The organism is Rhodococcoides kyotonense (genome assembly GCF_001645385.1).
GTDB lineage: Bacteria > Actinomycetota > Actinomycetes > Mycobacteriales > Mycobacteriaceae > Rhodococcoides > Rhodococcoides kyotonensis_B.
This window is the reverse complement of sequence record NZ_LVHI01000015.1, coordinates 54,345-78,131: the sequence shown is the minus strand read 5'-3', so window position 1 is coordinate 78,131 and position 23,787 is coordinate 54,345. Positions and strand designations below refer to the sequence as shown.

Sequence of the window (23,787 nt, the reverse complement as noted above, 5' to 3'; positions counted from 1 at the left end):
GGCTCGGCTCATTGCTTGTTGGCCGGCGAGGTCGGTAGCCCCAGCGATGTCGTCCGCCTTCGGGTGCGTTCGACCTCGTCGCGTTTGGCGCGGAGGAAGGTGAGGGTGAGGTCGAGGCCTTCGACTTCTCCGAGCCAGTTCTCGGAGAGGGCGCGTTCGCGCCGCTGTTCGAGATCGGTTTCGATCGCGGTCAGTCGTATCACCATCTTCGGATCGACGTGCAACATCGGACAGCGGATGCAGGCGTGCTCGTGGCTGCACGGGGTGGCGTAAGGGCGGCCACAGGAGCCGAGTTCGATCTTTCGTTTGTCGAAGTGGGTTTCGAACTCGGTCCATTCCTCCGCGGTGACCGGTTTGTACTCGTCCTGCGGTCTGAGCGCTCGGCGGCGTTCGAGGTGGGCTTGGTAGTGGCGGGTGACGTCTTCCTCGAAGACCGCGACGTAACCGCGTGTGGTGTTGAGATCGAGATGCCCGAGGAGTGCGGCCCCGATATGGATCGGCAGTCCATTGTTGACCAGGTCCGTTGCGAACAAGCGCCGGAAGTCGTGGGGGCGAAAGTGGGCGTCGGCGAATCGTGGGTCGGTCTCGGCGAGCCGCTCGCAGACATGACGTAGTTGCACGCCGATGGTCTTCGGGGTCATCGCTTCTATTCGTTGACCGATGTTGCGTTGGAACAGAAACGGTTGCGGATCGCTGGTGGTGCGTTCGTAGTCGTCGTATCGGGTGGCCAGCGGCACCGTGTTGCCGCCGGCGCCGATTCGGCGGACGACGCACGCGATGACGTGAAACAGTTCCGCCGACATCGGGATCACACGTTCGCGGTCGGTCTTCGACGGCGCAATGACCAGTAGCGCGATAACTTCACCGTTGGGTCGTTGGTACTGCCGCACGCTCAACTGCGAGAGCTCGGTGAGTTCTTCGATCCGGATTCCGCTGAACCGCAACGTTTCCACGATCGCCCATGTCCAGAATGCGGCATCCTCTTGTCGGCCGACGTCGAGGACCGTGCTTCGTCCGGGCGGGAGCACGTGCACCCGGGGCGGCCGGTTCTCGCGGATCAGTTGTGCGTCACCTCGTGTGATCACGCGGGTGAAGGTGTCACCGTCGTAGACGAAGGTGCCCTGGTCTTCGGTCGCCGAGGCGTGTTCGAGGAGTCCACGCCAGTGCTCGTAGCGGCTAATGACGTGTTCGACCAGCACCGGAAGGAGCGGCTGTCGAGTTCGGATCTCACCGTGTGTTTGTTCGCGTGATCGACGTTTGTGTGCCGCGTGTGAACGCATTTCGGTGCGGGTGATCGGGCACGGGGCTGACCACCGCGCCCACCGTTGCGGCTCGTTGACCGCCCAGGCCTGGATGTCGTAGTAGAGCGCTTGGACCGTGCTCAAAACCACCCATGGGCTCGACCGCGGCGTGCCGTCTTCACGAACGTTCGCGGTGGCTCGCCACTGGCGGTAATGCTCGTCGCTCACCCTCAGATCGGCTTGTTCGGGGTTGATCGTTGCGAGTTGTTTCCAGAAGGACTTGACGAGATTGGTCGCGATGACGTTGAGGGTGGAGTATTTGACGTCGTTCGATCGGCGGTCGAGGTAGTCGATGAACATCTGTCGGACGTCGGGGTCGATCGCACCGTGTCGGTCGACCATTTCTGTCGTGGTGAGCTGCGGGGAGCGCAGGGCTCCCCGCAGCGTCGGTGGTATGTGCGCCGGGAAGTGCCCGCTGCTGCACAGGGTTTGCCAGGCAAGGTGGCCGATGTACTTGTTCAGGTGCTGGCCGCTGCGGCTTTTGGTGTGGCGGACTTGCATCGCGTGATGCAGGAAGGCCTCCGGAGTCAGGTCGTTGAAGTGTATTCCTTGCACGATCAGTGCGATGCAGACGTCGGCGATCGCTGCGGTTTTGAATGCCTGGGTAACGTCCGCGGAGTGCACCGAGGCGACATAGGCGTCGAGGAGGGGGTCGTCCTCGACCGACAGGACGTCGTCGACGAACTTCTTCATGTGGCCGGCCAGGAAAGCCGGCAGGGTCGGCCGAATGACCCGCAAGGCGTAGAGCGCGCCGAGTGCTTGACCGAGGCTCGCGCGTTCGTTGACGTTGTCGGTCAGATCTACTGGAGATATGCACCGGGTGTTGAGTTCACTTGCCTCCCAACGGTGCTGCCACGTCGAGCCAGGATAGTTACCGAGGTACTGCGTCAACAGACGCAGGCCTCGCTTGCGTGTGTAGTGACGGTGTGTCGGCTCGGGCCACGCCGTACGTGTCGCAGCCACCAGGTCCTCGAACGGAGCGCAGCTCAGATCGCCGAAGCGGTGCATCACCCGCGGGGCTGCGGCAGCGGGAACGACAGTCGGGCGGACATACCTGGTCTGACGGGGAGTGCTCGGAGTTGCCAGCCGACCGAGCGGGCGCCGGTCTGTGCGGGTGCTATTCACCGAACACCGCCGCGATGTCGTCGGCGGAATATCCAGGTGCAAAAGTCTTGATTGGTCGTGGTCTCGAAAAGTGTTCTTGCACTTTGTCATGCAGCTCCTCGATTCGAGGAATCAGGTAGAGCTCGGTGGTCGTGAGATGTCGGTGACGCATCACAGATTGCACCTCGGGTAGCGTCAATTCCGGGTCGCCTGCCATCCTCGCTGCGGCGGTATGGCGAATGTCGTGAAACGTCCAGTTCGTCGCCAACTGGTAGTTGGCGCGCTGCATCACTCGTCGCAACGCCCAGTACGTGAGAGGGCGCGGGTCGCCGCGCAGAGTCCGCCAGACCGGTTCGTCCGGTCGAGGTGTTCCCGAATGATCGAAGTATCGAGCAAGCAGCTCCAACGCTGTCGACGACGCGGGCACTGCTTCGACTTCCCTGGTGCCCTTGGTGGTGACCCACAACCGTCGCTCGCCCCAATCGACATGTTCACCGCGCACGCCCAACAATTCGCTCGCCCGTGCGCCGGAGGCGACCGCGCATTCGAACAAAGCCCGGTCACGGTCGTGGGTCAGCGCCCCGACCAGTTCCGACCAGCGCGCATCGGGAATCGACCGGGGTGCACGCACCGGTTGACGTTGGCGCAGCGGGCCTCGGCGATGGTGCGGGCGACCGTCGAAAGCCGCCCGCTGGCCCAGCCGTGCGCGATCCCCAGAAGCGGGTACCGGATTGATCAACGGCCCACGGCCGTGACAGCGGTGATAGTCGTAGAAGCCGGCGACCACGGTTACCGCATGATTGATCGTCGATGCTGCATAACCGGCCCCAAGTAGAGGCTTCCCAGTCTTGACGTTCACCGAACCCGCTTGCGGAGCAGACAGATTCGTGCGTCTACGTTGCGGGTTGTCAGCCGTTCGCATCCAACTCACCATCAACTCGACCTCCGCGCGGGCCGCTCGATCCCAAGGCACTTCGACCATCGAAAGAACACGCCACCAACGAAGTAAGTCGTGGCCATAGGATCGAATCGTCAAAGCGCTGACATCGGAGACGATCAGACTGGTGAGATACGCCGAGATCGGCTCGACCTCCAGATCTCCGAACCACACCGAGTACGGCAATACCGTCGGCACCTCTGACCGTCTCAGAGCCCCCGCCCTTGGAAGCCCGATCCGCCCCTCCGCCAAACCCCGCCGACAATCGTCCACTACACGCCACCCCCGTTGCGTCAGAAGCTCGAAGACTACATCCACAGATCGGAATCAGGTGCAGTTAACAGGACACGCGGACAGTGGCTTTGCAGCCTGAGTTATCGAATCCCCACGGGTAACGAACTTGGATTCCTTCAAGTCGACAGGCAATGGTGCCCCGCAGAAGCGGCCAAACCGCTCGAATGAGCAACACACCCCCTGAACCATCTGCGTCAACATATCTTGACGGTTCGATGACGTCAAGATATGTTGACGATATGGATTCTGAGAAGAAGCTCACGGCAGCCGAATTGACTGCGATGTATGACGAGTACAAGGCCGCGCTCGATGCTGTGGAACTCGCCGAGGGAGTGCGCGAGCTCGGACGTACGGATGCGCCGAAGTGGATCGCCGACGCTGCGCACCGCCGCCGCGAAGCAGTCTCCGATTTCGAGGCACTCGAGATCAACGCATTCCTGGCATCAACAATGATCGCGGACCGCTACGCCATCATCGAGCGACTGCGCAGTCAGAGCCCGCCGACGGCATGGTCGAAGATCGGCGACGTCCTCGGCATGAGCAAGCAGGCGGTGCACCAGTGGTACGGCGGCTACAACCTACGACCGAGGGTGAAAAACCCCACGGAGCCTGACGGGGCCTGAGTTCGCGAACTTCCCCGCGTAGCAACGGCATTCGGTCCAATATCTCACTCTGTGACGCGCTGAGGGTGTCGCCGACCGTGCTTCGGGCGGCGGCAAGGGTCAAATGCCGTCAACATTTCTTGACGGCTTTCATCGGTGACGTTAGCACCGTGCCGAATGTAATTCACACGAATGTTGTTGCACGCCTTGACATTACAGTTTGAGACTGTAAGGTTGGAGGCATGACAGAGACAGCGCAGAACCTCACAGCAATCACCTCCGAATACGCAGACGAGCGTCCCGAACATGGTCTCGGAGTGTCCATCCGACGTGGCGGCATCGAAGTCGAGTACCTGGACGCAACCGACATCGAAGAGCACGCCCCGATGGACTGGACTCCGGACATGGCCGAGGTGCTGCTCGGCGAGCACGGGTACGAGATCACCGGGCGCTGGATCGACATCAGCGACACCTGCGACGACGACCCGATCTGGGAGATCCCCGTCGCGAAGACCACCGACCGCTGACCTCCACCCGACCCCACGCCAGCGAACGAGGCACCGGGCAGCTGGTATCTGCCCGGTGCCTCACTGGAACACACTAACCAGGGAGAACGCCCATCATGAGCACAGCCACCCCACTGGCCCCCACCGGCTACAGCCTCATCCACGCCGACCCGGCAACCCTCGACATCGCCGAGAACGTCCGCGACAGCGTCGTCATCACCGACAACCCCGATTTCATCGCCTCCATCGCCGCCCACGGTGTCCTCCAAGCAGTCTCGGCGGTCCGCCGCGCCGACGGAACCCTGCAAATCCATGATGGTCAACGTCGTACCCTCGCTGCCCGAGAAGCCGGCCTGACCTCGATCCCCGTCGTGGTACGCGAGCAGAGCGACGACGAGAAAGCTGCAGGCATCGAGCGCATCACCGCGCAGGTCGTCGCCAACGACCAGCGCGAAGACCTCACCAAGAGCCAACGCGCCGCCGCCGTCGCTGGACTGTTCGACCTGGGGCTCGATGCCGCGCAGGTCGCGACCACCCTGCACGTACGCAAGGACTACGCCGACAAAGCCGCACGCGCAGGACGATCCGAACGCGCCCGACGCCAGCTCGACGACCGCCAGCTGACCCTCGAAGGAGCTGCACTGCTCGCCGATCTCGAACACGACGCCCAGACACAGCCGTGGATCTCCACCGCGATCGAGACCATTTTCGAGCGCGGATACAGCCCCGAGTACCAACTGCGGAACCTCGAACGCCGCGTCACCGAACGCACCGAGGCCAGCGCCGCAGCCGCCGACTACACCGCCCGTGGATTCACCCTGCTGCACGACGAACCCTCCACCAGCGCAGGGGAGTGGTTCTCCTTCGCGGACCTGCGGACCGCCGACGGTGAACCCATCGACGCCGATGCGCCGGAGCTGGCACCACATCTGTGGCACGTTTACACCTGCAGATCCGACCCGATGTGGGTCGACAAGAAGACCCACGCCGCCGTCGACGAGGACGACATCGACTTCGACACCGACGACGACACCGCAGCCGAGGCGCAAGAGGGGCTGGTGCACTTCGACAGCGTCGAGATGATCACCCCGTGGACTCACGAATACTTCCTGCACCGCGACCACCGCGCCGAGACCGGACTCGGGCTTGCCCCCGAGACCGTCGCACGTACCACGCAACCAGTCGCCGGCGACGCAGATCCAGCGGCTCACGCCGAAGCGCAGCGCGTCGAGAAGGAGCGCGCGGAACGCCGCAAGGTCAAGGCCCTCAACCGGGCCGGGGCGACCGCGACCGAAGCGCGGCGCACGTTCCTCACCGGCCTGCTGTCCGGTAAGACCGCCCCCAAGAACGCCACCAAATGGATCGTCACCGCCCTGGCCACCCACGGCGATGTGTTCACCGAATCCAAATCGAGCGAGCGCTACGCCGACATCATGGGCTCACCGCTGCGCGATGCCGCACAGAAAGCCGACAGTGCCACCGTCGCGCGCCGAGGTCCTGCTGCTCGCCCGAGTACTCACCGCGTTCGAGGCCAGGCTCACCGGCCCGCAGGACGCCAAGGACTACTGGCGGTTCTCCTCCAGGCACTACCGAGGAATGGTCGGCATCGACAACTACCTCACCTTCCTCGCCGACAGTGGCCACACCCTGAGCCCCATCGAGCAGGCTGCGATCGGCAACATCACCGTCGACGACGCCCACACAGCCGTTGCCGACGACGCCTGACCATCGCAGGCAAAAAGGCCCCGACCATTACACGATGGCCGGGGCCTTCCCTATCGTCAAGATATGTTGACGCTTGGTGCAGTCAACGGAACGGTGTGTCAGAGCAGCGCACGTTGTTCGCAGCCTGGATGTAGCCGTAACGGTGCAACATCGACTGTGCGGCAATGTAGTTCTCGTACTGGTGTGGACCGGGTCCGACGTAGAGGCCGACGACGGCGTCCTGCGTCAGTTCGGTCACGTTGCGGTACGGCACCAGGCCTGTTGCACCAGGCCGGAACTCGGGCTTGTCGAAGAATCCCGGCTGGATGAACCTCCATTCCCGTTCCTCCCGGAACCCCTCGTGTTTGACGCTTGCCGCGACGAACGCGAGCGACTGGACGGCTCTGTGCAGGTTGTGTCCTTTCGGCTTCTTGGTGAGCTTCGGGTCCATTGTTTCGGCGACGAACCAGTCGACAGCGTCGATCAGTGGCTGTTCGAGGGTGTCGGAGAGGTATTGCACCTGGTGCAGTCCGAGCCCAGCGCGGTGAACGGTCGAGCCGTCCGACCGGGGAAACGCGGCAGGATCGAATCCGATGGCGAATCCACCTGTGCCCTGGCCGTATCCGCGCCACTGACTCAACATGTCGGGGTCTTCCGAGAACGAGACAGTGCAGCAATGCAGGTAGTGCGGATACTGCCGGTCGATGATCGACTGGATGGTCTCACACACCTTGGAGACGAACAGCTCACCGTCCGGATTGCTCTTGAACAGTCCTCGACCGCCCCAGAGGCGCAGATGTTTCAGCACCAGGTCCAGGCCGTGAGTCAGTTCGCGTCGGTCGTTGAGAAACTGCGCTGCGGTCGCCCGCAGGACCGGCTTGAAGGAGCCCGACCCCACTACGTCCGGATCGGGTTGCTTGTCGACGTTGCCGAGAATCCCCAACAGCCCTGCTGCGTCGGTGTAGTGCCACAGCGGGCCGGATGGTGTCACCGGTTGTTCCGCTGGCCGCGCATCCGGCCCAGCATCCTCGATCGAGGTCACTTACGCAGGTCGGTTCGCGCGCCGATGCCCGGGCGATTGGCGATCCAGTGCTCGATGTCCTCGCGCGCGAACAGCGGAGTGCGGGAAAGGTGGCGCGCAGGTTTCGGCGCCTGGCCGCGCGAGACGTAGGACGTCCACGTCTTCGGCGCCATCGCCTTGCCGGTCTTGTCTTCGATCAGCGCCAGCACTTCGGCGGTGGTGAGTTCGTCGGCCATCGACTGCTTCCTGAGGTGAGGGTGAGTGATCCACCTCTACCTTACAGTCTCCAACTGTACCCATCCCGGTTCAAGGTCTTGACTCTACAGTCTCACGCTGTAAGGTTTGCGTATGGCCTCGATACCCAGCGAAATCGTTTGGCAGGCAAAGCTCTTCACATTCTGCGCAATTCCGGGCTGCGATGCACTGGTCGCAACTCCCGGCGACGTGTGCATCGCGTGTCAGCGCGCATTCGGCGACATGTTGCAGGCCCAGGACGGTCCCGTAGTCGATGCCGAGCAGGTCGCCGCCGAATTCGCCGCCCGAGATGCTGATGTACTCGCCCACTACCGGCGGCCGCGCCGCGACAGTGCCTGCGCCGGAACCTGATCCGGCGTCGAAGCGAAACCAGGCGTGCTGGCTCTGCGAGCAACGCCGCACCCGCACCCTCGAACAAATGGGATGGGAATGCGAACGCTGCCGCGAGATCGCGTCCTGAACATCCTTCTCACCCCGATCACGTACCGCGCCGACCAGAAAGGCCGCCATGGCTCAAATCTTCTACACCCAGACGACTTCACGCCCGAACCGCTGCCCACCGCCGTGCTGACCGCGCTACACGACAAGGCCGGCAACTTCGACGACGACGCAGACGTTCCGATGTTCCGGCAGGACGGTGACTACATCGTCTTCGACGGCCACGACACCGGCCGAATGGCTGTGGTCGAGGTCCCCGGCGACGGGCTCTACGCGCGATACGACCGCCGCCGACACATCAGGGCCACCGCGGCCGCACCGGCGAAAGCGATCTGGGTACCGACCTCGGAGTGGCCGGCCACCGGCAGCGATCCAGTCGGCATTGCGCGCACGATGTGGCGCCTGACCGTCGAGGACGCCACGTGAGTGCACGAGAACTCTCGCCACCCGAATCTCCTCGCCGCCCCGACGTCCACGCTGTCAGACGCAGCATCAAAGGAGTTGCAATGAAGCTTGTTTCGCTCGACTCGCAGTTCGATGGCACCATCGTCGAGATCCTCGAGTACCGCCCCGCCTCCGCCGGACGTGTCGAGGTCATCGCCATCATCGACGCGCCCGGAGCCTGGTGCAGCGGCATCTACCCTGTCGTGGTCGACGTGAGCAAGACCCGTCTGCTGCTCAGTGTTCAGTCCTTCACCCGTCCCGCGTCGCGCGGCTGGTGAAGCAACTAGGCAACGACGGCAGTCCGCCGCGACTACCGCGCTGTGGGGGCGTCCAGCGTCCTTCGTTCAGGCCGTTGACGAGCTGACGGAGGGTACCTGTTCGAGTACCCCGAACGCGGACGCGCGCAACGCACAGACGGAGGAACTCAACGCCTTTTCGCGGGAAGCAGTGACCGACACAACCTGGGGATCTGTTGGTCTTGGTGCGATGCGGGAGCGCCCTCATGAGCTTTGCTCTCGGAGGTTGCGCTGTCATCGTGGCGCATTCGTGTCAATAACCGATCGGATCCGCGCCGCCGAAGAAGTCTTCTGCGGAAGCAAAAATGTTGTCTCGCGAGATGCTGTTCTTGTGCCCGCACCCCTCGCATTTACATGTGTAGTTCCCGTCGTTGAACCCGACTTGAACGTTCAGATGGGCATTGCACCGGTCACAAAACCAATCGACGTCAGGGAACCTACTCATTTTCCACTCCTAGGACACCAGATCCTGCGCTAGTCATCCTCATCCTCATCCTCATCCTCATCCTCTTCGTACCAGAACGTTGCTGCGGCACTGATCTCACCCTCCGCCGATACAAGCTCGTCCTCTGCGGCTTCGAGTGCCGCTTCCGCGCGCTGGTGCTCCTCGAGCAGCCGTGCAACCTCAACCTCATCACCAGCCTCGGACGCCGCATCTATCTCGCGTACAAGACCTTCCTCGAACTCCAGGGCGGCGTTCCTGACGGTTTCGGCCTGGAAGGCCTTCGCCTGCAAAGGCTGCATCTCTGCTTCTGCCTGCGCTGGGTCGTGATCTGCTCTCACCAATCTTCTTTCCTGACTTGTTGGGTCAGCACAGCTTCCCACCGCGGGTTCCGATAAGGCCAAGGGCGCTGATCCTACGGGTTGCCACTTGTCTTGCACTCGGCGTCACGCAGCGGTCGGTCAGCTGTCCGTCACGCTGGTAGTAGGCGAGGGCTCACCGCTGTCGGCGTATGTGCCGAGCACTGGCAACGGCGTCGATGAACGCGGTTGTGATACATCGGAACGCCGGACTGACCACCAGCCAGACCTACCCGTCCCCAGGTTGCAAGTTGTTCTGCCGCCGACACCGATTCGAGGTAGTGTACTACAAAACCCTGGTTTTGTAGTACACTACCTATATGGGGATCGAGTGGACGAAGAGCGCTGACAAGCACGGAATCGACCGCGACGACGCCCTACATGCGATAGGAAACGCCTACTACGTCGAGGAGGAGTTCGACGAAACCGCGCGTCCCGGGACACGCGAAACCGACGTTGTTCATCGGACCGCCGCGCACACTGGGAGGGCCGCTTCTCGAAGTGATGGTGGAAATGATTCCGCCGCGCGACATGGTCGTCTTTCACGTCATGGAAGCACGGCGAAAACATCTCGACCGAATGGACGACTGAGCGACCGCCATATCCGTGATCGACACGACCCAGCTCTCTACTGCCCGACCGATACCCGACCAGAGGTGAACATGATGAGCAACATCGACAAGCCCGACACGGGCACAGATTACGATTCCCTGTCCGAGTGGGCAGAGAACGACATGACCCTGCCGGCCAAGTCGACGACGGCGAAGCGGGGCCGCGAGGCTGCCGCTGCAGGCCGGGCTCTGCTCGACCGCGTCGGAGGGCGCCCATCGCTGGATCCCGACTCCGAACCCGGCACCGAGTCCCCGGTGCGACAGGTCCGACTCCCCGTTCGCTTGGATGCACGTATCGACGCGATCGCCGCAAAGCAAGGCCGCAGTCGGTCGGCGGTGCTACGCGATGCAGTGGCCGAGTATGCCGACGCCCACAGCGCTTAGTGCGTCGCCACTGAACCAGCACCGCGCCACGCTCTGTCCGTGAAAAGCCTCGTCTGTTGATGTTGCGGGCTTCTCGACGAGCGCGCAACACCCGGCCCTCCCGGTGTGGGGTCAGGCGACGGGGCCGACTACGTGAGGTTCCGGTTTGTCGAAGCTGTCGTTGTCCGGAAGGGCACCGAAATCAGACGCAGACAAGGTGCCCTTCAAGACTTCGGAACCATGACGGGCTGCGGTGGCATCGTCGTACCAAACAAACCAGGGCAGTCCGTGGCGGGCATACTCTGCCGCGGTCGGAGGAAGCGTCGGAGGCCTCTGACCGGTAAGTTGCTGCCACACAGCGCTGTTGGTGATGTTCACGTGAAAGTGACTGCCGTGTTCGAGGTCCCAATCGTCCTGAACGCGCACCGGAGTCTTGATCGACTGACGGATCGACCCGCCGCCGGCAAGGCCCATCGGAGGCGGTGATGCGCACAGGACAGGTGCGCAGAAGTCCACACCCGTGTGCTCGTACGTCGGGCGCATCTCCTCCCACTTCGATGCTTTCAACGGGTACGCCGCAATGTTGATGCCGCCTGCCGCGGGTGAGTCGGAGACCTGCTCTTCGACGGTGATGCCGGACCCCAACGGCATCGCAACGAACTGACGCACCTCGCCTTCACCGACGTTGAATCCGTCGAGCCAGGGCTGCTCAGGTACCTCGAAGTAGTCTTCGGCCGCGAAATCGGGAACGGGCGACCACTCGCCGCCGGTCACCGCGTTGATAGCTCCGGATCCGACAGTGACGAGGTACGGGTAAGTACCGGAAAAGTCGATCCAGCAAGCCTCGGCCTGCCACATCGGCAGAGTCAGTGGCCTGTCGGCGTCGATGATGCTCGACGAGCCGCCGGTACGCAGGGGAAAGGTGCCCAGGCTGGGCGGCAGGTCGTACGTCGAGCCGTCATCGGGCACCCGCAGCGTGCGGTGAAAGGACAAATGCAATCGCGCATCTGCGTGCACTTCCGGGCTGGTGATGGTGACGCGGTCGAAATCGACGGACGCGGGCATGATCGTCTCCTGGTGACTCAGTGGAGGCAGACCGTGAACTCCGTGGGGCCCGCCTGAATTTTGATGCAGACAATGCCACGACGGTCCGACAGGAAGATGGCGATGACGCCACTAGATGGTCGGCAGGTGCCCGAATCTCCATCACAACGTTCAGGGCGTTGGACTCGTCAACACGGGCTCGAAGCGACACCCCTGCGAGCATCGACGAAGGCACCGCACACATGGCGGGTGCCTCCGTCGTCCAGGCCGAATCGCAGCGGCAGTCCGCTCACCGTCGATCGTCGAGCTGTACTGCGTGACTGCCGCTGTTCACTACATCGATTGCTCCGTTCTGATGTGCCGTCCGCGGGCGGCACGCGCGCCCTGTCCGGTCATCCGAGTCCGTGATCGACCGACCGTAACGTTGCCGCTGTGTGTGTCGGGGCCGGCGAGGTGCGCAGTGGGGTCGAGGCAGTCCGCGCAGCCCCTGACGACGAGCGTCCGGTCGGGGCAGTGACCAACCCCCGGGGCCGCCTCGAAGCGTGGTCGAGGTCGAGGTCATTCGAAGCAGGTGTCACAGACGTGGACACGGCTGGATTGTTGTCGGCGCGTGCGCCCGGCGTCGACCTCGACCGCAGCTCGTCGAGGTCGGCTGCGAGTGCGGTGATGTATTCGGCGTCGGCGACCGGGTCGAGGGCGGAGATGTTCGCACGCAAGTTCTGCACCTGAGCGGATCGCTCGGCGGCGATGCGTTCGGTATCGGAGACGTCCGCTTCATGAATGACGCGCAGCACGGTGTCGCTGCGCATCGGTTCGATCGTGCCGTCGAGATCGCGGGCAAGACCTTGGGCGATCCGGTGCGCGTCGTGGCTGGCATATGCGCCGACCTCGGTACGCGAGTTCGGAATGGGGCCAGGGCGGGTGGAATACACCTCGACGTCGAGCACGCCGGGTGCATCGACGGCAATGTCGGGCAACGGCGGGGACGATTTCAGAACAGCGTCGACGGCTGTGGTGACGGCGCGGGGTGCGGGAATCACTGTGCGCCGCGCACCGGATGCGTAGGCCGGGAGCGCGGTCAGCTCGGCGGCGAGTTCGCCAGGGGTGCCGATGAACTCGACATCGCGACGAGAAATTCCGCCGGTGACCGAGTCGATAACGACCGAAACGGTGTCGACTTCTCTGGTGTCCGACAGGGCTGCTGCTTGGGTGAGTGCGAATGCTCCAGCGGAGAGGGAGGTGTAGAACGCGCCGCGGAAGTGCACGAAACCGGGATCGCCGCGGCGATCGAGGGTGGCTACTTCGACATTGAATTCGGGCTGGCTCATGACTAGTGGGTCCTTCACAGAGTGTGGGTGTGCACCGCTGTGCGGGTGCGGTGGCCGCGCGTGCGGTGTGAGAAACGAGCAGGAGGGTGTGACAGTCCCGCGCAGGTGTAGGTGCCGGGGTTAGGACACGGGCTGTGATGAGGGCGGCGAGGCCGGCTCATCGGACGCAGCGGAGTTGCCGGTCGGCGACTGGTTGGGGGAGTGTTCTGCACCGACTCGACGACGCGGCGTACCGCGACTGCTCGTGCGTTTCGCCGATCCTCTGGATGACTTCTTACCTGCCGGTGTCGGCGGTGCGGCGAGTCCGCTTTCGGTGAGTTCGGCCGCTGTCCACCCGGCCTCGATCGCGTCTTTGTAGGCGGCAGCGTGCTCGGCATGCGCGTGTTCGGCGATGCGGGTTGCGTCGGCGACTTTCTCGCGTGCAGCGTCGGCGGCTTGAGCGGCGTCGAAGAGCGATTCGATGTATTTGGTGCGGTTCTCGATCGCGGCGCGAGCGCGTGCGATGACGGTGTTTTTGTCGACCGTGGGAGTCAAGGACATCAGTGAGGGCCTTTCCAGATTCGGTGCGCGGAAATCCCCACCGGACAGGTACCGAGCGCTCATACAAGGAGTTGCTCACACCACAGCGCCTTAATGCGCAGAGCCGGGTGGATTGGTACAGGTGGGGCGCGCTCGAACGTGACCCTCATCGACGTTCGAACTTGGTGCAGAGCTTAATGCAGAACGGTGCGACCCGCTACGAGTTCTGAACCGTGATCCCGTCGGGCTCGCACCGCAGCGTTCGTGTCGGTATCTGCTGGCACTGTGCAGGCCATGATCGATGACTACGTCATTGGGCCGCAGCCTTACGTGCGGGTTGGAGCGTTGCTCAACGGTGATGTCCCCGATGGGGCCAACGTCGTCATGCGCGGCAGGCTCGACGCGGTCACCGTGAAGGCAAGTGTGCAGTCGGGTCAGTGGGCAGCAGGGCGTCTCGTCGACGCCGCGGACTCGATCGAGGTCATGATCTTCCCGCGTGCGTTTGCACGCATCGGCCGATCGGGTATCAAGACCGATGCCCCGGTCGCTGTCGTGGGACGCGTGTCGATCTCGGAGGAGCGTATTGCGCTGGTGGTCAACAGCATCGAGCGCATCTCCGCATGAGACTGCGTTGATCGCAGTGTCGTTTGGCACGATCGACCGTTATGAGTGTGACTCTCCCCCCGCCTTTGATCGCTGACACCGACGACGACGCGGTCGCTGTGCTGCGGCGGTACTACGGGAACACCTATCTCGGCGGCGATTGCTACACCGGTGCGTTCTTCGACAGTTGGGCACCGGAAGGACGCGAGGCTGACGCCAATCGGTTCACCGCTGACGATCTGGTCGCGATCACTTTCTTGTCGGTCGAGGTCAAAGCGAGCGCGGCACGCGAGCTGCTTGTCACCCGCGCCGACCGATTCACCGAACTGCTGGAATCGGTAGGCCCCGACCGTGACCTCGTCGAAGAGACCGACGCGCTGACATCAGAGACACCGATCCTGCTGCTCGAGAACGAACTGCGCAGCGTCGCCGACATCGGCCGCACGAAAGCGACCAAATTGATGGCGCGTAAACGCCCCCGGTTGGTGCCGATCTACGACGTGGTCGTCGGACGTGTTCTGAACACGACAATCCGGCACCGAGACCCCATCAGGGAAGCGCTCCGCGCCGACATGGGCGCGCTGGACGAGCGGTTGCGATCGATCCGAACGAAGGCCGGCTTGCCAAACGAGATCAGTACGTTGCGGGTCCTCGACGTCATCAGTTGGATGCACGGCACCACGACGTAGTAACCGCGCACCCGCCGCCGCGTCTCGACCGCTGCGGGTCGCGCAACCCTCGGTGCAGGTGTCGCGAGTAATGCATTCAATGGGTGCGTGCATCGCGTGCACAGCCCGCCGGCACGGGCCGCACACGTAGTCGTTGTGCCTCGTGCAGAAGGGCTGCGCGTGCGCGGCGTGCGGTCAGTAGTAGTAGTCGTTGCCGTAAGGGTCGCGGCGGTACCCGCGCCTGGGTCTGCGGTCGGCGACACCGCTGGCGCCGCCGAGCGCGAACAGAGGAAGCATGAACAGCATCACCGCGGCGAGCGCGAGGATCGCGGCGATGAACGCGGAGAAGACGACTGCAAGGACGATCAGGAACGCACCGATCCCGATGACGGTGAGGATGTTCGCGACGAACCCCTTCCATCCGGGGTCGTTCTCACCGAGATACCGCACGTACCAGATCATGAATCCGGCACCGGCGATGGCGAGTAGAGGGAGAGGTCCGACGTCGGCGGTGAAGAGCGAGGAGAGCGTCATAGGAAAAAGTCCTTCCACCGTGAGGAGCGATCCTCACAGCTCAGATGTCAACCAAACCTGGGGCAGTCCCGCGCTATGTCTTTCTTGTCTACGTCATGGCACCGACATAGGTGCGCCAACGGTTCACGTGTTCGCATCTCGGATCCGACGAGCTGAGTGCGCCTTGGTTTCTGCCCACCTACGGACGTATTCGAAGATCTCGTCGGTCGCCTGCACTGCCGCGCCGAGCACTTCCAACCACAAGGACACCGGTAACACCGTGGGCCGAAGAGGAATCCCCATGAAGATCGAGCCGTCGTCTCCGGTTTGAGTTGTGGCCTTCATGTGGCTGAGGGAGAAGTGAACCCAGCCGGAGGTTTCTCGATAGACCGCTATCGCCCAGTCGTGGTGTGCTGCGGCCAACTCTTGCAGCCGACCATCCGTCAGCTTCTTGCCGTCCGCATCTCTCATGGAGCGGAACTCTTCACCGTTGAGTAGACGTATTGCCAGGCTGTCTGCCTCGGCGTGGTTGGCCATGTAGGACACTCGAAACAGGGTGTCGAGCTGTAGTCGAAGCAGCGGCGCAGCCGCATGCATGTTGTAGTTGTCCACCGCGTCGATAAGTGCGTCCAGGACGCCGTAACCGCGCTGAAGCATGGCCATCACGGCAAGGTCCGCTGTGAAGATCTTTCCCTCACCCGCAGACACAACGTGCAGACCGACGTCGAGGTGGGCGATCCGGAGTCCGTCCAATTTTCGACGGACCGGCATGAGCTTTTCGAATCGGTCGGATGAGGAGCCTGGTGCAACGGGTTTCGGCTGCCGGGGCGGGCGCACGGCCGGGAACGGATCTTTGTCTGGCTCAGTCATCGGGCTCTCCGTTGCTCGTCGAATCTGTGGTCGTTGACCCGGTACCGGAGGGTCAGAACAGTGTCGGTGCGGTGTTTCCGGGGATGGTGTGGCCGGCGAGCGCGGCGGCGAGAAGTTGCGGTTCGTAGCCATTTTTGAGTGCATCTCGGATGGCGACCGCGCGTCCGTATCGTCCGCGCGGATCACCACCTGCGGGTGCGGGTCCGATGTGTCGTCCCATCGCAACAGCGTGTGCAAGATTCGCTGATTGTGTTCCGAGTTTGAGGTGCCCATCGTCAACACGGACGCAGAGAGTTTCGTCGCAGTCGTGTTCACCGACGATGCCGTCGCCGAGGTCTCCGTGCGCCAGCAACAACGCGAAACGGTGCGCCGAAAGGGTGCGTGGGGTGTTGCCGTCGGTGAAGGTGAATCTGCCATAGCCATCGGGGAAGCTGACCGCTGATCGCCACCACCAACACGTCGGTGTCTTGACGACTTTCCTCCAGAACCGCGCCACTGTTTTCTCCGACAGTGGTTGTTGCAGCGGCCGCCACAAACGGCGATTGGGAACGAGCGGTGCGATGTCGGTGTCGTCACCGAACAACGCGAGCTGGATCGGCGGGGCAGGGATGAGTGCGGGCTCGTCGTAATCGTCGAACAGCGACGGCTTAGTCATCTCACTTTCCGTCACGCGTCACCGCCCCAACCGCTACGTCGTGGCCGTATCGGAGTCGACCCGAGTGCCAGTGACAGCGGTGTCGATGTCGGCAGCAGGGAAGGAGTCGGCCTGGTCGATGTCGGCCGAGTTGACCGCCGCCGTTTCGTCATCAGAGGAATCTGCGTTGTTGGTGGCGGCTGCCGACGATGGGTTGTCGAGTAGAGCAACAAGCTTGCGAGCCTGTCCGGTTCCGAGGCCGAGGATCTCGGCTGCTTTTGCGAGCGTGCCTTCTCGTTTGCGGATCGCCTCGATTGCATTCGCCATCACGAGCTGCGCTGCGTCGATTTGTTCGGCGGCGGCGAAGTATTCGGTCATCGACGCGATGTTCGCGTCGTCGCGTGCTTTGCGGTCGGCCACGACCTTTTGGTGTGCGGCGCGAGCGCGAGCGCGAGCGCTCTGCCGTGCCTGAGTCGATGCCATGCCCGACACCCTAGCCCGATCACAGCGAAATCCGCGATTCCTGACACAACCTCCCCACATGTCCCGATCCCGACCACCGAAACCCACGACCCCAGAACCAAAGACCGCCCGTACCCGTCTCGCACCCTCAATCCGCCTTTAGAACCCACACACCTCATGCACTACGGACGCGTCCCGCGTTATCGCTGGTAGAGTCCGCGCTGTGATGGGTCTGCACAAGCTGACCGCTGGGGATGGGTATGAGTACCTGACTCGGCAGGTCGCGGCTGCGGATTCGACCGAGCGTGGGGTGTCGTCGCTGGCGGATTACTACTCCGAGAAGGGGGAGTCCCCGGGTCGGTGGGCAGGGTCGGGTCTGGCGGAGCTGGGGTCGGTCGCGCCGGGTCAGCAAGTGTCGGAGGCGCAGATGAAGGCGCTGTTCGGTGAGGGTTTGCACCCGAACGCCGACGTCATGTTCGCGTTGGCGATCGCTCAGGGAGCATCGGCGAAGGATGCGGAGAAGGCCGGCAAGTTGGGTCGGGCGTTCAAGATCGATTCCGGTGCGACGGCGTATCGGGTGGCGTGCGCGGAAGCGTTCGTCGCCCACAATCTTTCGCGCGGGGAGAAGTGGAGCGCCGCGATCGACGACGATGAGCGGGCGCGTATTCGCACCGAGGTCGGCACTCGGATGTTCACCGCCGAGTACGACCGGCCGCCGCTGGATGAGCGTGAACTTTCTGGGTGGGTGGCGAAGATCGGACGGCAGAAAACCACTGCCGTTGCGGGTTTCGACTTGACGTTCACACCCGTGAAAAGTGTGTCGGCGTTGTGGGCTGTCGCGCCGCGGGAGATGTCGCAGCAGATCGAGGCCGCGCACGAAGCCGCGATCGCCGCCGCCATCGAGTATTTGGAGAAGCACGCCTGCTTCACCCGCGTCGGGACCGGCGGTGTCGCGCAGGTCGACGGCAACGGTTTGATCGCCGCACAGTTCACCCACCGCGACTCCCGCGCGGGAGATCCGAACCTGCACACCCACGTCGCGATTTCGAACAAGGTCGCCACTACCGGGCCGGATGGAACGATCCGGTGGTTGGCGCTCGATGGGGCTGCGTTGTACCGCAACAACGTTCCTGCCTCCGAGGTCTACAACACCGTGTTGGAAGCGCAATTGCGTGACCGGATCGGGGTGCGGTTCAGCGAGCGCCCGTCCGAGGATCGGTCGAAGCGGCCGGTGCGAGAGATCGACGGAATGGACGACCGTCTCGCCGAGCGTTGGTCCTCGCGTAGTGCTGCGATCAAGGTCCGCACCGCCGAACTCGCCCGCACTTTCCAAGCCGATCATGGCCGTGAACCGACCGCGATCGAAGCCATCTCACTCGCGCAACAGGCAACGCTGGAAACCCGTGCGGCGAAACACGAACCACGTAGCCATGCCGACCAACGGAGCGGCTGGCGCGGTGAAGCGGTGGAGATCCTCGGCTCCGAGAAGAAGTTGTCGAAACTGATCGCGTCGATCACCGGGCATCAGCCGCCGCGCGTACGCGCCGAGCTCGACATGCAGTGGGCCGTCACGACCGCAGACGCTGTCCTCGAGACTGTGTCGCGGTCACGGTCGAGGTACCAGCGGCACAACATTCGCGCCGAAGCGCTGCGGAAAGTGCGCGCAGCGAACCCCGATACCGCGCGGATTGACGAGCTCGTCGAGACGGTCACCGACATCGCCTGCGGGGTGGGAATGTCTGTCGATCTCTCCGGTGCCGCGAACACCGATCCGGCCGCCGAGATCGCACCGGCGGAGATGCGCCGGCGCGACGGTTTGGACGTGCACACCCGCCACGAATCAGCACTGTTCACCACCGAAGCAGTCCTCGCCGCGGAAGCGCGGATCGTCGCGCTCGCGCAGCGCACCGACGGCGTCGCCGTCGCCGACACGCACGTGGAGATGGCGCTGCTGGAGTCGTCGGCGAACGGCCGCGATCTCAACGCCGGACAACGATCCTTGGTCCGCGCGATGGCGACCTCGGGCGCGAAACTGCAGCTTGCGCTCGCCCCCGCCGGTACCGGCAAGACGACCGCGATGAAAGCGCTGACGGTGGCGTGGCAGAACGCCGGCGGCCGTGTTGTCGGGTTCGCCCCGACCGCCGATGCCGCCTCTGTGCTTCGTCAAGATATCTTGACAACTACGGATACGTTGGCGAAGTTCGTCTATGTCACCCAACGCCTGCGTCTCGGTCTGCCCGTCGTCGTTCCGGACTGGTACAGGCAGATCGGCGCGGACACCCTCGTCATCGTCGACGAAGCCGGGATGACCGGCACCCTCGATCTCGACGAGGCCGTCAGTGCACTCGCTGAGAGCGGCGCGACGGTGCGGTTGATCGGTGACGATCAACAGCTCGCCTCCGTTGCCTCCGGTGGTGTGTTGCGCGATATTCACGACCGCGTCGGAGCGTTGTCGCTGTCGCAGGTGGTGCGGTTCCGTGATCCGGCGGAAGGTGCCGCGTCGCTGGCGTTGCGGGACGGCGACGATGCCGCGCTCGGCTTCTACATCGACAACCGGCGCGTGCACGTCGGGTCGATCGCGACCGCCACCGACGACGCCTACATCGCGTGGGCGTCCGACTACGCATCCGGCAAGGACGCGATCATGCTCGCCCCGACCCGCGAGCTCGTCGCCGAACTCAACACCCGCGCCCGCACCGAGCGCCTCGCCGCGTCCGACAAGCGTGTGGGCCGTGAAGCGCTCCTTGCCGACGGTCTGCAGGTCAGTGCCGGGGACACCGTCCGGACGCGGTCGAACGATCGCCGCAACGCACTGTCGAAGACCGACTGGGTCCGCAACGGCGACCGCTGGATCGTCGAGAAAGTCGGCCGCGATGGATCACTGCTGGTGCGTCATCTCGAACTCGGCCGCACCGTCACCCTCGATCCGGACTACGTCTCCGAGTCGACCGAACTCGGTTACGCGGGAACGGTGCACTCGGCGCAAGGCTCGACCGCCGACACCTGCCACGTCGTGGCCACCGGCGACGAAACTCGGCAGCTCGCGTACGTCGCGCTCACCCGTGGCCGTCAGGCCAACCACCTCTACCTCGCCACCGCGTCCGAGGGTGATCTGCACACCGCGATGACCGAACGCGGACTGCTGCCTCCGACCGCGGTCGATGATCTACGCGAGATCCTGCGCCGCGACGGCGCGCAGGTGTCCGCGCACTCCACCCTCGCCGCTGCCGATGACCCGCACCTGAACCTCGCCCCCGCAACGCGCGCGTACGACCATTCCGTCGCGACCGGATCGGAAATCCTCGTCGGCCCCGAGGTGTCGGCCGCGATCGACACCGCCGCCGAAGAAGAGATCGCCGGGCTGACGGACGAACCGGCATGGCCGACGCTGCGCGGCCATTTGGCGATCATCGGCGCCCACGGCCGCGACCCCGTCGCCGCGTTACGCGCCGCCGTCGCCCAGCGCGAACTCGAATCCGCTGTCGACAAAGCCGCCGTTTTGGATTGGCGTCTGGACCCGACCACGGGGCATTCGGCTGGGACCGGACCGTTGCCGTGGCTGCCCGCCATCCCGACCCGGTTGGCCGAGCTACCGGAGTGGGGCGGCTACCTCACCGCCCGCGCTGACCTCACCACCGCACACTGCGACGCGATCCGCGCCGACACAGCATCGTGGACACCGACAAGCGCACCGGAGTGGGCACGCCTGTTCCTCACCGCAGACCCCGACCGCGGCCCCGACGTCGATTTGGATCTGCTGGCGGATCTCGCGATCTTCCGGGCCGCGCATGCGGTCGACCCGATCGACCGCCGACCCACCGGACCCGATCAGCTCGCCGCCGCATCACGGAAAGCGCAACGCGGCCTCGACGCTCGAGTCGCCGCCGTCATCGGTGCCGGAAATGACGCCGTCGCACGGTGGCGTCCGTTCGTCGACGAACTCGATGAGCACATCGCCCGCGATCCGTACTTCCCGATCCTCGCCGAGCGGTTCGCAGCCGCTGCCCGCGCCGGCATCGACGTCCACACCCTCGTCCGCGAGGCCTTCCACACAGCACCGCTGCCCGACGAGCTGCCCGCTGCCGCACTGTGGTGGCGGCTGTCGCGGGAACTGTCCGTCGCCGCGCACGAGAGCAGTACCGGTGACGCCACCGAACTCGCCCCGACGTGGACGGGCGAGTTGATCGAGATCCTCGGCTACGGACCCGCCGTACGTGTGATGTCCGACCCGGCATGGCCCTCGCTGGTGGCCACTGTCGACGCCGCCGACCCGAACGCGTGGACGGCCGGGGAGTTGCTCGGGACCGCGTACGAGTTCCTGCACGGCGGCATCGACCCGGTCGATCACGGCGTCACCCTGCCCGCCCACGAACTGGCCACCGCGTTGACGTGGCGTGCGGAAATGCTGGTCCGGGAGAACCATGCCGCCCGCACCTACATCGGACCCGACGTCGAACCGATCACGGCCGAGGACGAAGAAGCACTCGCACCCGTCGACGAGACGATCGGGGAGACCACCGGCGATGTACTTCCGCCCGAGTTCGCCGACCCCGACAACCTCCCGCCCGCCGTCAACACATCCGCTGATACCGGGCCGGTCGATGCGATGTCGCCGTCGATCCCAGACGGCTCCGACGTCGACTACCAGACATCGCTCGACCACTTGGATGCGCCGGTCGAGTACGACGATGCACCGCCGCCACCGGAATTCGACGACGCGTCGGCGCCGAGCGGTTTCCCGGGTTACGACGATGTCGACCCGGACGCCGTTCTCGATGTTCTCGACCGGCTCGCTGACATCGTCGCTGTTGCGCCGGTCGTCGAGCTGCCGTATCCGACGGTCAGTAGCGAAGAACGCGTACGACTATTGCGAATCGACCTGGAGCACGCCCAGTCGGCGGTCCGCGACATGCTCGAATCGATCGACAACGGCACCAGCCCGTCGGTCACGTTCGCCGACCCGATCGTCCTTGACCTCCGCGAGCGTGCCGACCGGCAGAAACCCGCCCGGATCGCCAAGCTCGACGCCGAACAGGACTGGATCGATGCCACCCTGGAAGCGGAAGCATTTTGGCATCACATCGACACCACCGTCCGCCCTGCCGTCGCCGCGGCAGTCGCGGACGCCGGCGACGACGAAGATGCACGCCTGCTCGCGCAACGCGAATTGGACTGGGAGATTTGGCGCGCCGGGTTCGTCGACGGCACCGCCGCCGCAGCCCGCACCCGCGCCCACGAGGCCGCCGCCGAATACCAGCGCGTGACCGACCTCGACGGCGGCGAAGTCACCGACATCGACGTCATCACCGCACGCGCCGCCGCCACCGACATCGACCTCGGCGTACTCGCCGAGCTTCGCGCCGAAGCCGACAAGATCGAAGGCGCGCTCTGGCGTGCAGAGCACTCCGCCCGGCGCGCTGCCATCAACGCCCCTGTCACCGAATTGGCAGAGCAGGGCGTCGATGTCGCTGCCGAGACCAACGACGTCGAGGTAGACGACGTCGCGCTCGAAACACCAGACGCGGCATCAGCGGCCGCGACGGTCGACGTCGCTGCCGAAACGGAGACAGTGAACACCGAACCGGGACTCGATCCCGAGAACACGCTGTCCGGCGCCGACGCAGCCCTGCTGGCGACGATGCTGCAGGACCCGATTCGACTCATACCCGATGCAGAGCTGAACGCACTCGTCGACCGAGCAGGACGAGGCCGCGTCGAGGCGACCGTGGTCGCCGACACGGAGAAGTTGTACGCCCGACTCGACGAACAAGCCGCAGCGATCGCCGCCGCCCGCGAACTTGATACCGAACTGGCCCGCATCACCGCCGAACACGACGCAGCACGCATCGAACACACCACCCTCGTCGACCGCCTGGCAAGCGCGAAACGGCGCGACCGCAAGACACTGGAACCAGCCGTATCCGAAGCGCGACTCCGGGGAGAGCGCTTGGCCCGTCAGATCCGCGATCTTCAACGGGCAGCACGTGATGCAACTGGCCGTGTAGGCGCCGGGACGAGCGAGTGGGCTGCCATTGTTCAGCGTGCATCCGATTCCGACCAACGCGTAGGCGACCTCGCTGCCGCAGAGGTGTTCGACACCGCTGTCCTAGAGCGCGGTCGTCGCCGCAGAACGATGTGGGTTGGTGGGCGGCAAGCAGACGCTGAACGCCGTGTTCGTGCGGCGGCAGATGCTCCACAACGCCTTGATGCTTCGGCCATCGCCGGAATTACGGACCGCGAAAGCGACGTTGGGACACCACCTGTGGACCGCGATCAACGTCCCCGCGCACTGGTGTCTCCACCGGTGAGAGTCAGGCCGGGTACGAGTTCCGGCCGTGGTGACGGGCTTGGACCACTCGACGCGGGGATAGAACGAAATCAAAGCCATGACCTCGAGCAGGGCTTGTAAGCATCGCGGTTGTGTCACGCTCCGGATTGGTGGCCACCGACGCCTCAAGGCTCGAAGGCA

Annotated in this window: 22 protein-coding genes; 10 read left to right on the top strand and 12 right to left on the bottom strand. The window is 64.2% G+C overall.

The genetic code is table 11. From position 1 onward, the window contains the following. Window positions 1-8 precede the first annotated feature (8 nt). Both A3K89_RS13655 and A3K89_RS26170 read right to left on the bottom strand, forming a co-directional pair. Window positions 9-2,264, bottom strand: a complete 2,256-nt coding sequence (locus A3K89_RS13655; protein WP_167674300.1) for a tyrosine-type recombinase/integrase — start codon at window positions 2,262-2,264, stop codon at window positions 9-11. Between the two features lie 154 nt (window positions 2,265-2,418). Next, entirely contained in the window at window positions 2,419-3,036 is a 618-nt protein-coding gene (locus A3K89_RS26170; protein ID WP_217266260.1) for a tyrosine-type recombinase/integrase, read from the bottom strand. A gap of 839 nt (window positions 3,037-3,875) precedes the next feature. On the opposite strand from A3K89_RS26170, the gene A3K89_RS13645 reads away from it, so the two are divergent. The 3 genes from A3K89_RS13645 (at window position 3,876) to A3K89_RS13635 (ending at window position 6,603) form a co-directional block, all read left to right on the top strand. Continuing rightward, window positions 3,876-4,259: a hypothetical protein gene (locus A3K89_RS13645; protein WP_068426870.1), complete on the top strand. Its 384-nt coding sequence runs from the start codon at window positions 3,876-3,878 to the stop codon at window positions 4,257-4,259. A gap of 221 nt (window positions 4,260-4,480) precedes the next feature. Continuing rightward, window positions 4,481-4,765 carry a hypothetical protein gene (locus A3K89_RS13640; RefSeq protein WP_068426867.1) on the top strand — a complete coding sequence of 95 codons (285 nt, stop codon included), beginning with the start codon at window positions 4,481-4,483 and terminating at the stop codon, window positions 4,763-4,765. 95 nt (window positions 4,766-4,860) lie between these two features. After that, window positions 4,861-6,603, top strand: a complete 1,743-nt coding sequence (locus A3K89_RS13635; protein WP_068426864.1) for a ParB/RepB/Spo0J family partition protein — start codon at window positions 4,861-4,863, stop codon at window positions 6,601-6,603. Here the strand turns inward: A3K89_RS13635 and A3K89_RS13630 are convergent. Both A3K89_RS13630 and A3K89_RS13625 read right to left on the bottom strand, forming a co-directional pair. Then, window positions 6,552-7,439: a DUF2971 domain-containing protein gene (locus A3K89_RS13630; RefSeq protein ID WP_157105338.1), complete on the bottom strand. Its 888-nt coding sequence runs from the start codon at window positions 7,437-7,439 to the stop codon at window positions 6,552-6,554. The two genes, A3K89_RS13635 and A3K89_RS13630, sit on opposite strands and share 52 nt — an antisense overlap. 47 nt (window positions 7,440-7,486) lie before the next feature. Further along, the gene (locus tag A3K89_RS13625; RefSeq protein ID WP_068426858.1) at window positions 7,487-7,705 is read right to left on the bottom strand and encodes a helix-turn-helix transcriptional regulator; all 219 of its coding nucleotides are present in this window, start codon (window positions 7,703-7,705) and stop codon (window positions 7,487-7,489) included. A 112-nt stretch (window positions 7,706-7,817) separates the two neighbouring features. On the opposite strand from A3K89_RS13625, the gene A3K89_RS13620 reads away from it, so the two are divergent. The 3 genes from A3K89_RS13620 to A3K89_RS13610 all read left to right on the top strand — a co-directional run bounded on the left by A3K89_RS13620 (window position 7,818) and on the right by A3K89_RS13610 (window position 8,884). Then, on the top strand, window positions 7,818-8,075 hold the full coding sequence (locus tag A3K89_RS13620; protein WP_068426856.1) for a hypothetical protein: 258 nt from the start codon (window positions 7,818-7,820) through the stop codon (window positions 8,073-8,075). A 78-nt stretch (window positions 8,076-8,153) separates the two neighbouring features. Beyond that, on the top strand, window positions 8,154-8,588 hold the full coding sequence (locus A3K89_RS13615; protein ID WP_157105337.1) for a hypothetical protein: 435 nt from the start codon (window positions 8,154-8,156) through the stop codon (window positions 8,586-8,588). Window positions 8,589-8,668: 80 nt separating this feature from the next. Further along, window positions 8,669-8,884, top strand: a complete 216-nt coding sequence (locus A3K89_RS13610; RefSeq protein ID WP_068426852.1) for a hypothetical protein — start codon at window positions 8,669-8,671, stop codon at window positions 8,882-8,884. A gap of 492 nt (window positions 8,885-9,376) precedes the next feature. Here A3K89_RS13610 and A3K89_RS13605 read toward each other — a convergent pair whose 3' ends face one another. Continuing rightward, window positions 9,377-9,688: a hypothetical protein gene (locus A3K89_RS13605; protein WP_157105336.1), complete on the bottom strand. Its 312-nt coding sequence runs from the start codon at window positions 9,686-9,688 to the stop codon at window positions 9,377-9,379. Window positions 9,689-10,368: 680 nt separating this feature from the next. On the opposite strand from A3K89_RS13605, the gene A3K89_RS13595 reads away from it, so the two are divergent. Beyond that, window positions 10,369-10,698, top strand: coding sequence for a CopG family ribbon-helix-helix protein (locus tag A3K89_RS13595; protein ID WP_157105335.1), 330 nt, complete (start codon window positions 10,369-10,371; stop codon window positions 10,696-10,698). 111 nt (window positions 10,699-10,809) lie between these two features. On the opposite strand, the gene A3K89_RS13590 is transcribed toward A3K89_RS13595, so the two are convergent. From A3K89_RS13590 to A3K89_RS13580, 3 genes are all read right to left on the bottom strand, one after another. Beyond that, on the bottom strand, window positions 10,810-11,742 hold the full coding sequence (locus A3K89_RS13590) for a hypothetical protein (RefSeq protein ID WP_068426844.1): 933 nt from the start codon (window positions 11,740-11,742) through the stop codon (window positions 10,810-10,812). Window positions 11,743-12,113: 371 nt separating this feature from the next. After that, the gene (locus A3K89_RS13585) at window positions 12,114-13,049 is read right to left on the bottom strand and encodes a hypothetical protein (protein ID WP_068426841.1); all 936 of its coding nucleotides are present in this window, start codon (window positions 13,047-13,049) and stop codon (window positions 12,114-12,116) included. Window positions 13,050-13,169: 120 nt separating this feature from the next. After that, window positions 13,170-13,589 carry a hypothetical protein gene (locus A3K89_RS13580; RefSeq protein ID WP_068426838.1) on the bottom strand — a complete coding sequence of 140 codons (420 nt, stop codon included), beginning with the start codon at window positions 13,587-13,589 and terminating at the stop codon, window positions 13,170-13,172. Window positions 13,590-13,862: 273 nt separating this feature from the next. Here A3K89_RS13580 and A3K89_RS13575 point away from each other — a divergent pair, with 273 nt between their 5' ends. Beyond that, window positions 13,863-14,192 (top strand): hypothetical protein, encoded by a 330-nt coding sequence (locus tag A3K89_RS13575; protein ID WP_157105334.1) that lies wholly within the window; start codon window positions 13,863-13,865, stop codon window positions 14,190-14,192. A gap of 41 nt (window positions 14,193-14,233) precedes the next feature. Next, window positions 14,234-14,860 (top strand): DUF6308 family protein, encoded by a 627-nt coding sequence (locus A3K89_RS13570; RefSeq protein WP_068426831.1) that lies wholly within the window; start codon window positions 14,234-14,236, stop codon window positions 14,858-14,860. A 174-nt stretch (window positions 14,861-15,034) separates the two neighbouring features. Here the strand turns inward: A3K89_RS13570 and A3K89_RS13565 are convergent, their stop codons facing one another. The 4 genes from A3K89_RS13565 to A3K89_RS13550 form a co-directional block, all read right to left on the bottom strand. Next, a complete protein-coding gene (locus A3K89_RS13565; protein ID WP_068426828.1) occupies window positions 15,035-15,373 on the bottom strand; it encodes a hypothetical protein in 339 nt (112 codons plus the stop codon). Between the two features lie 123 nt (window positions 15,374-15,496). After that, complete coding sequence (locus A3K89_RS13560; RefSeq protein ID WP_157105333.1) at window positions 15,497-16,222, bottom strand: hypothetical protein; 726 nt, start codon at window positions 16,220-16,222, stop codon at window positions 15,497-15,499. 52 nt (window positions 16,223-16,274) lie between these two features. Beyond that, complete coding sequence (locus tag A3K89_RS13555; protein ID WP_254303525.1) at window positions 16,275-16,877, bottom strand: hypothetical protein; 603 nt, start codon at window positions 16,875-16,877, stop codon at window positions 16,275-16,277. Window positions 16,878-16,910: 33 nt separating this feature from the next. Next, window positions 16,911-17,339 carry a hypothetical protein gene (locus A3K89_RS13550; protein WP_068426821.1) on the bottom strand — a complete coding sequence of 143 codons (429 nt, stop codon included), beginning with the start codon at window positions 17,337-17,339 and terminating at the stop codon, window positions 16,911-16,913. Between the two features lie 205 nt (window positions 17,340-17,544). Here A3K89_RS13550 and mobF point away from each other — a divergent pair, with 205 nt between their 5' ends. Then, window positions 17,545-23,727: a MobF family relaxase gene (gene mobF, locus A3K89_RS13545; RefSeq protein WP_068426818.1), complete on the top strand. Its 6,183-nt coding sequence runs from the start codon at window positions 17,545-17,547 to the stop codon at window positions 23,725-23,727. The last annotated feature ends 60 nt before the right edge of the window (window positions 23,728-23,787 follow it).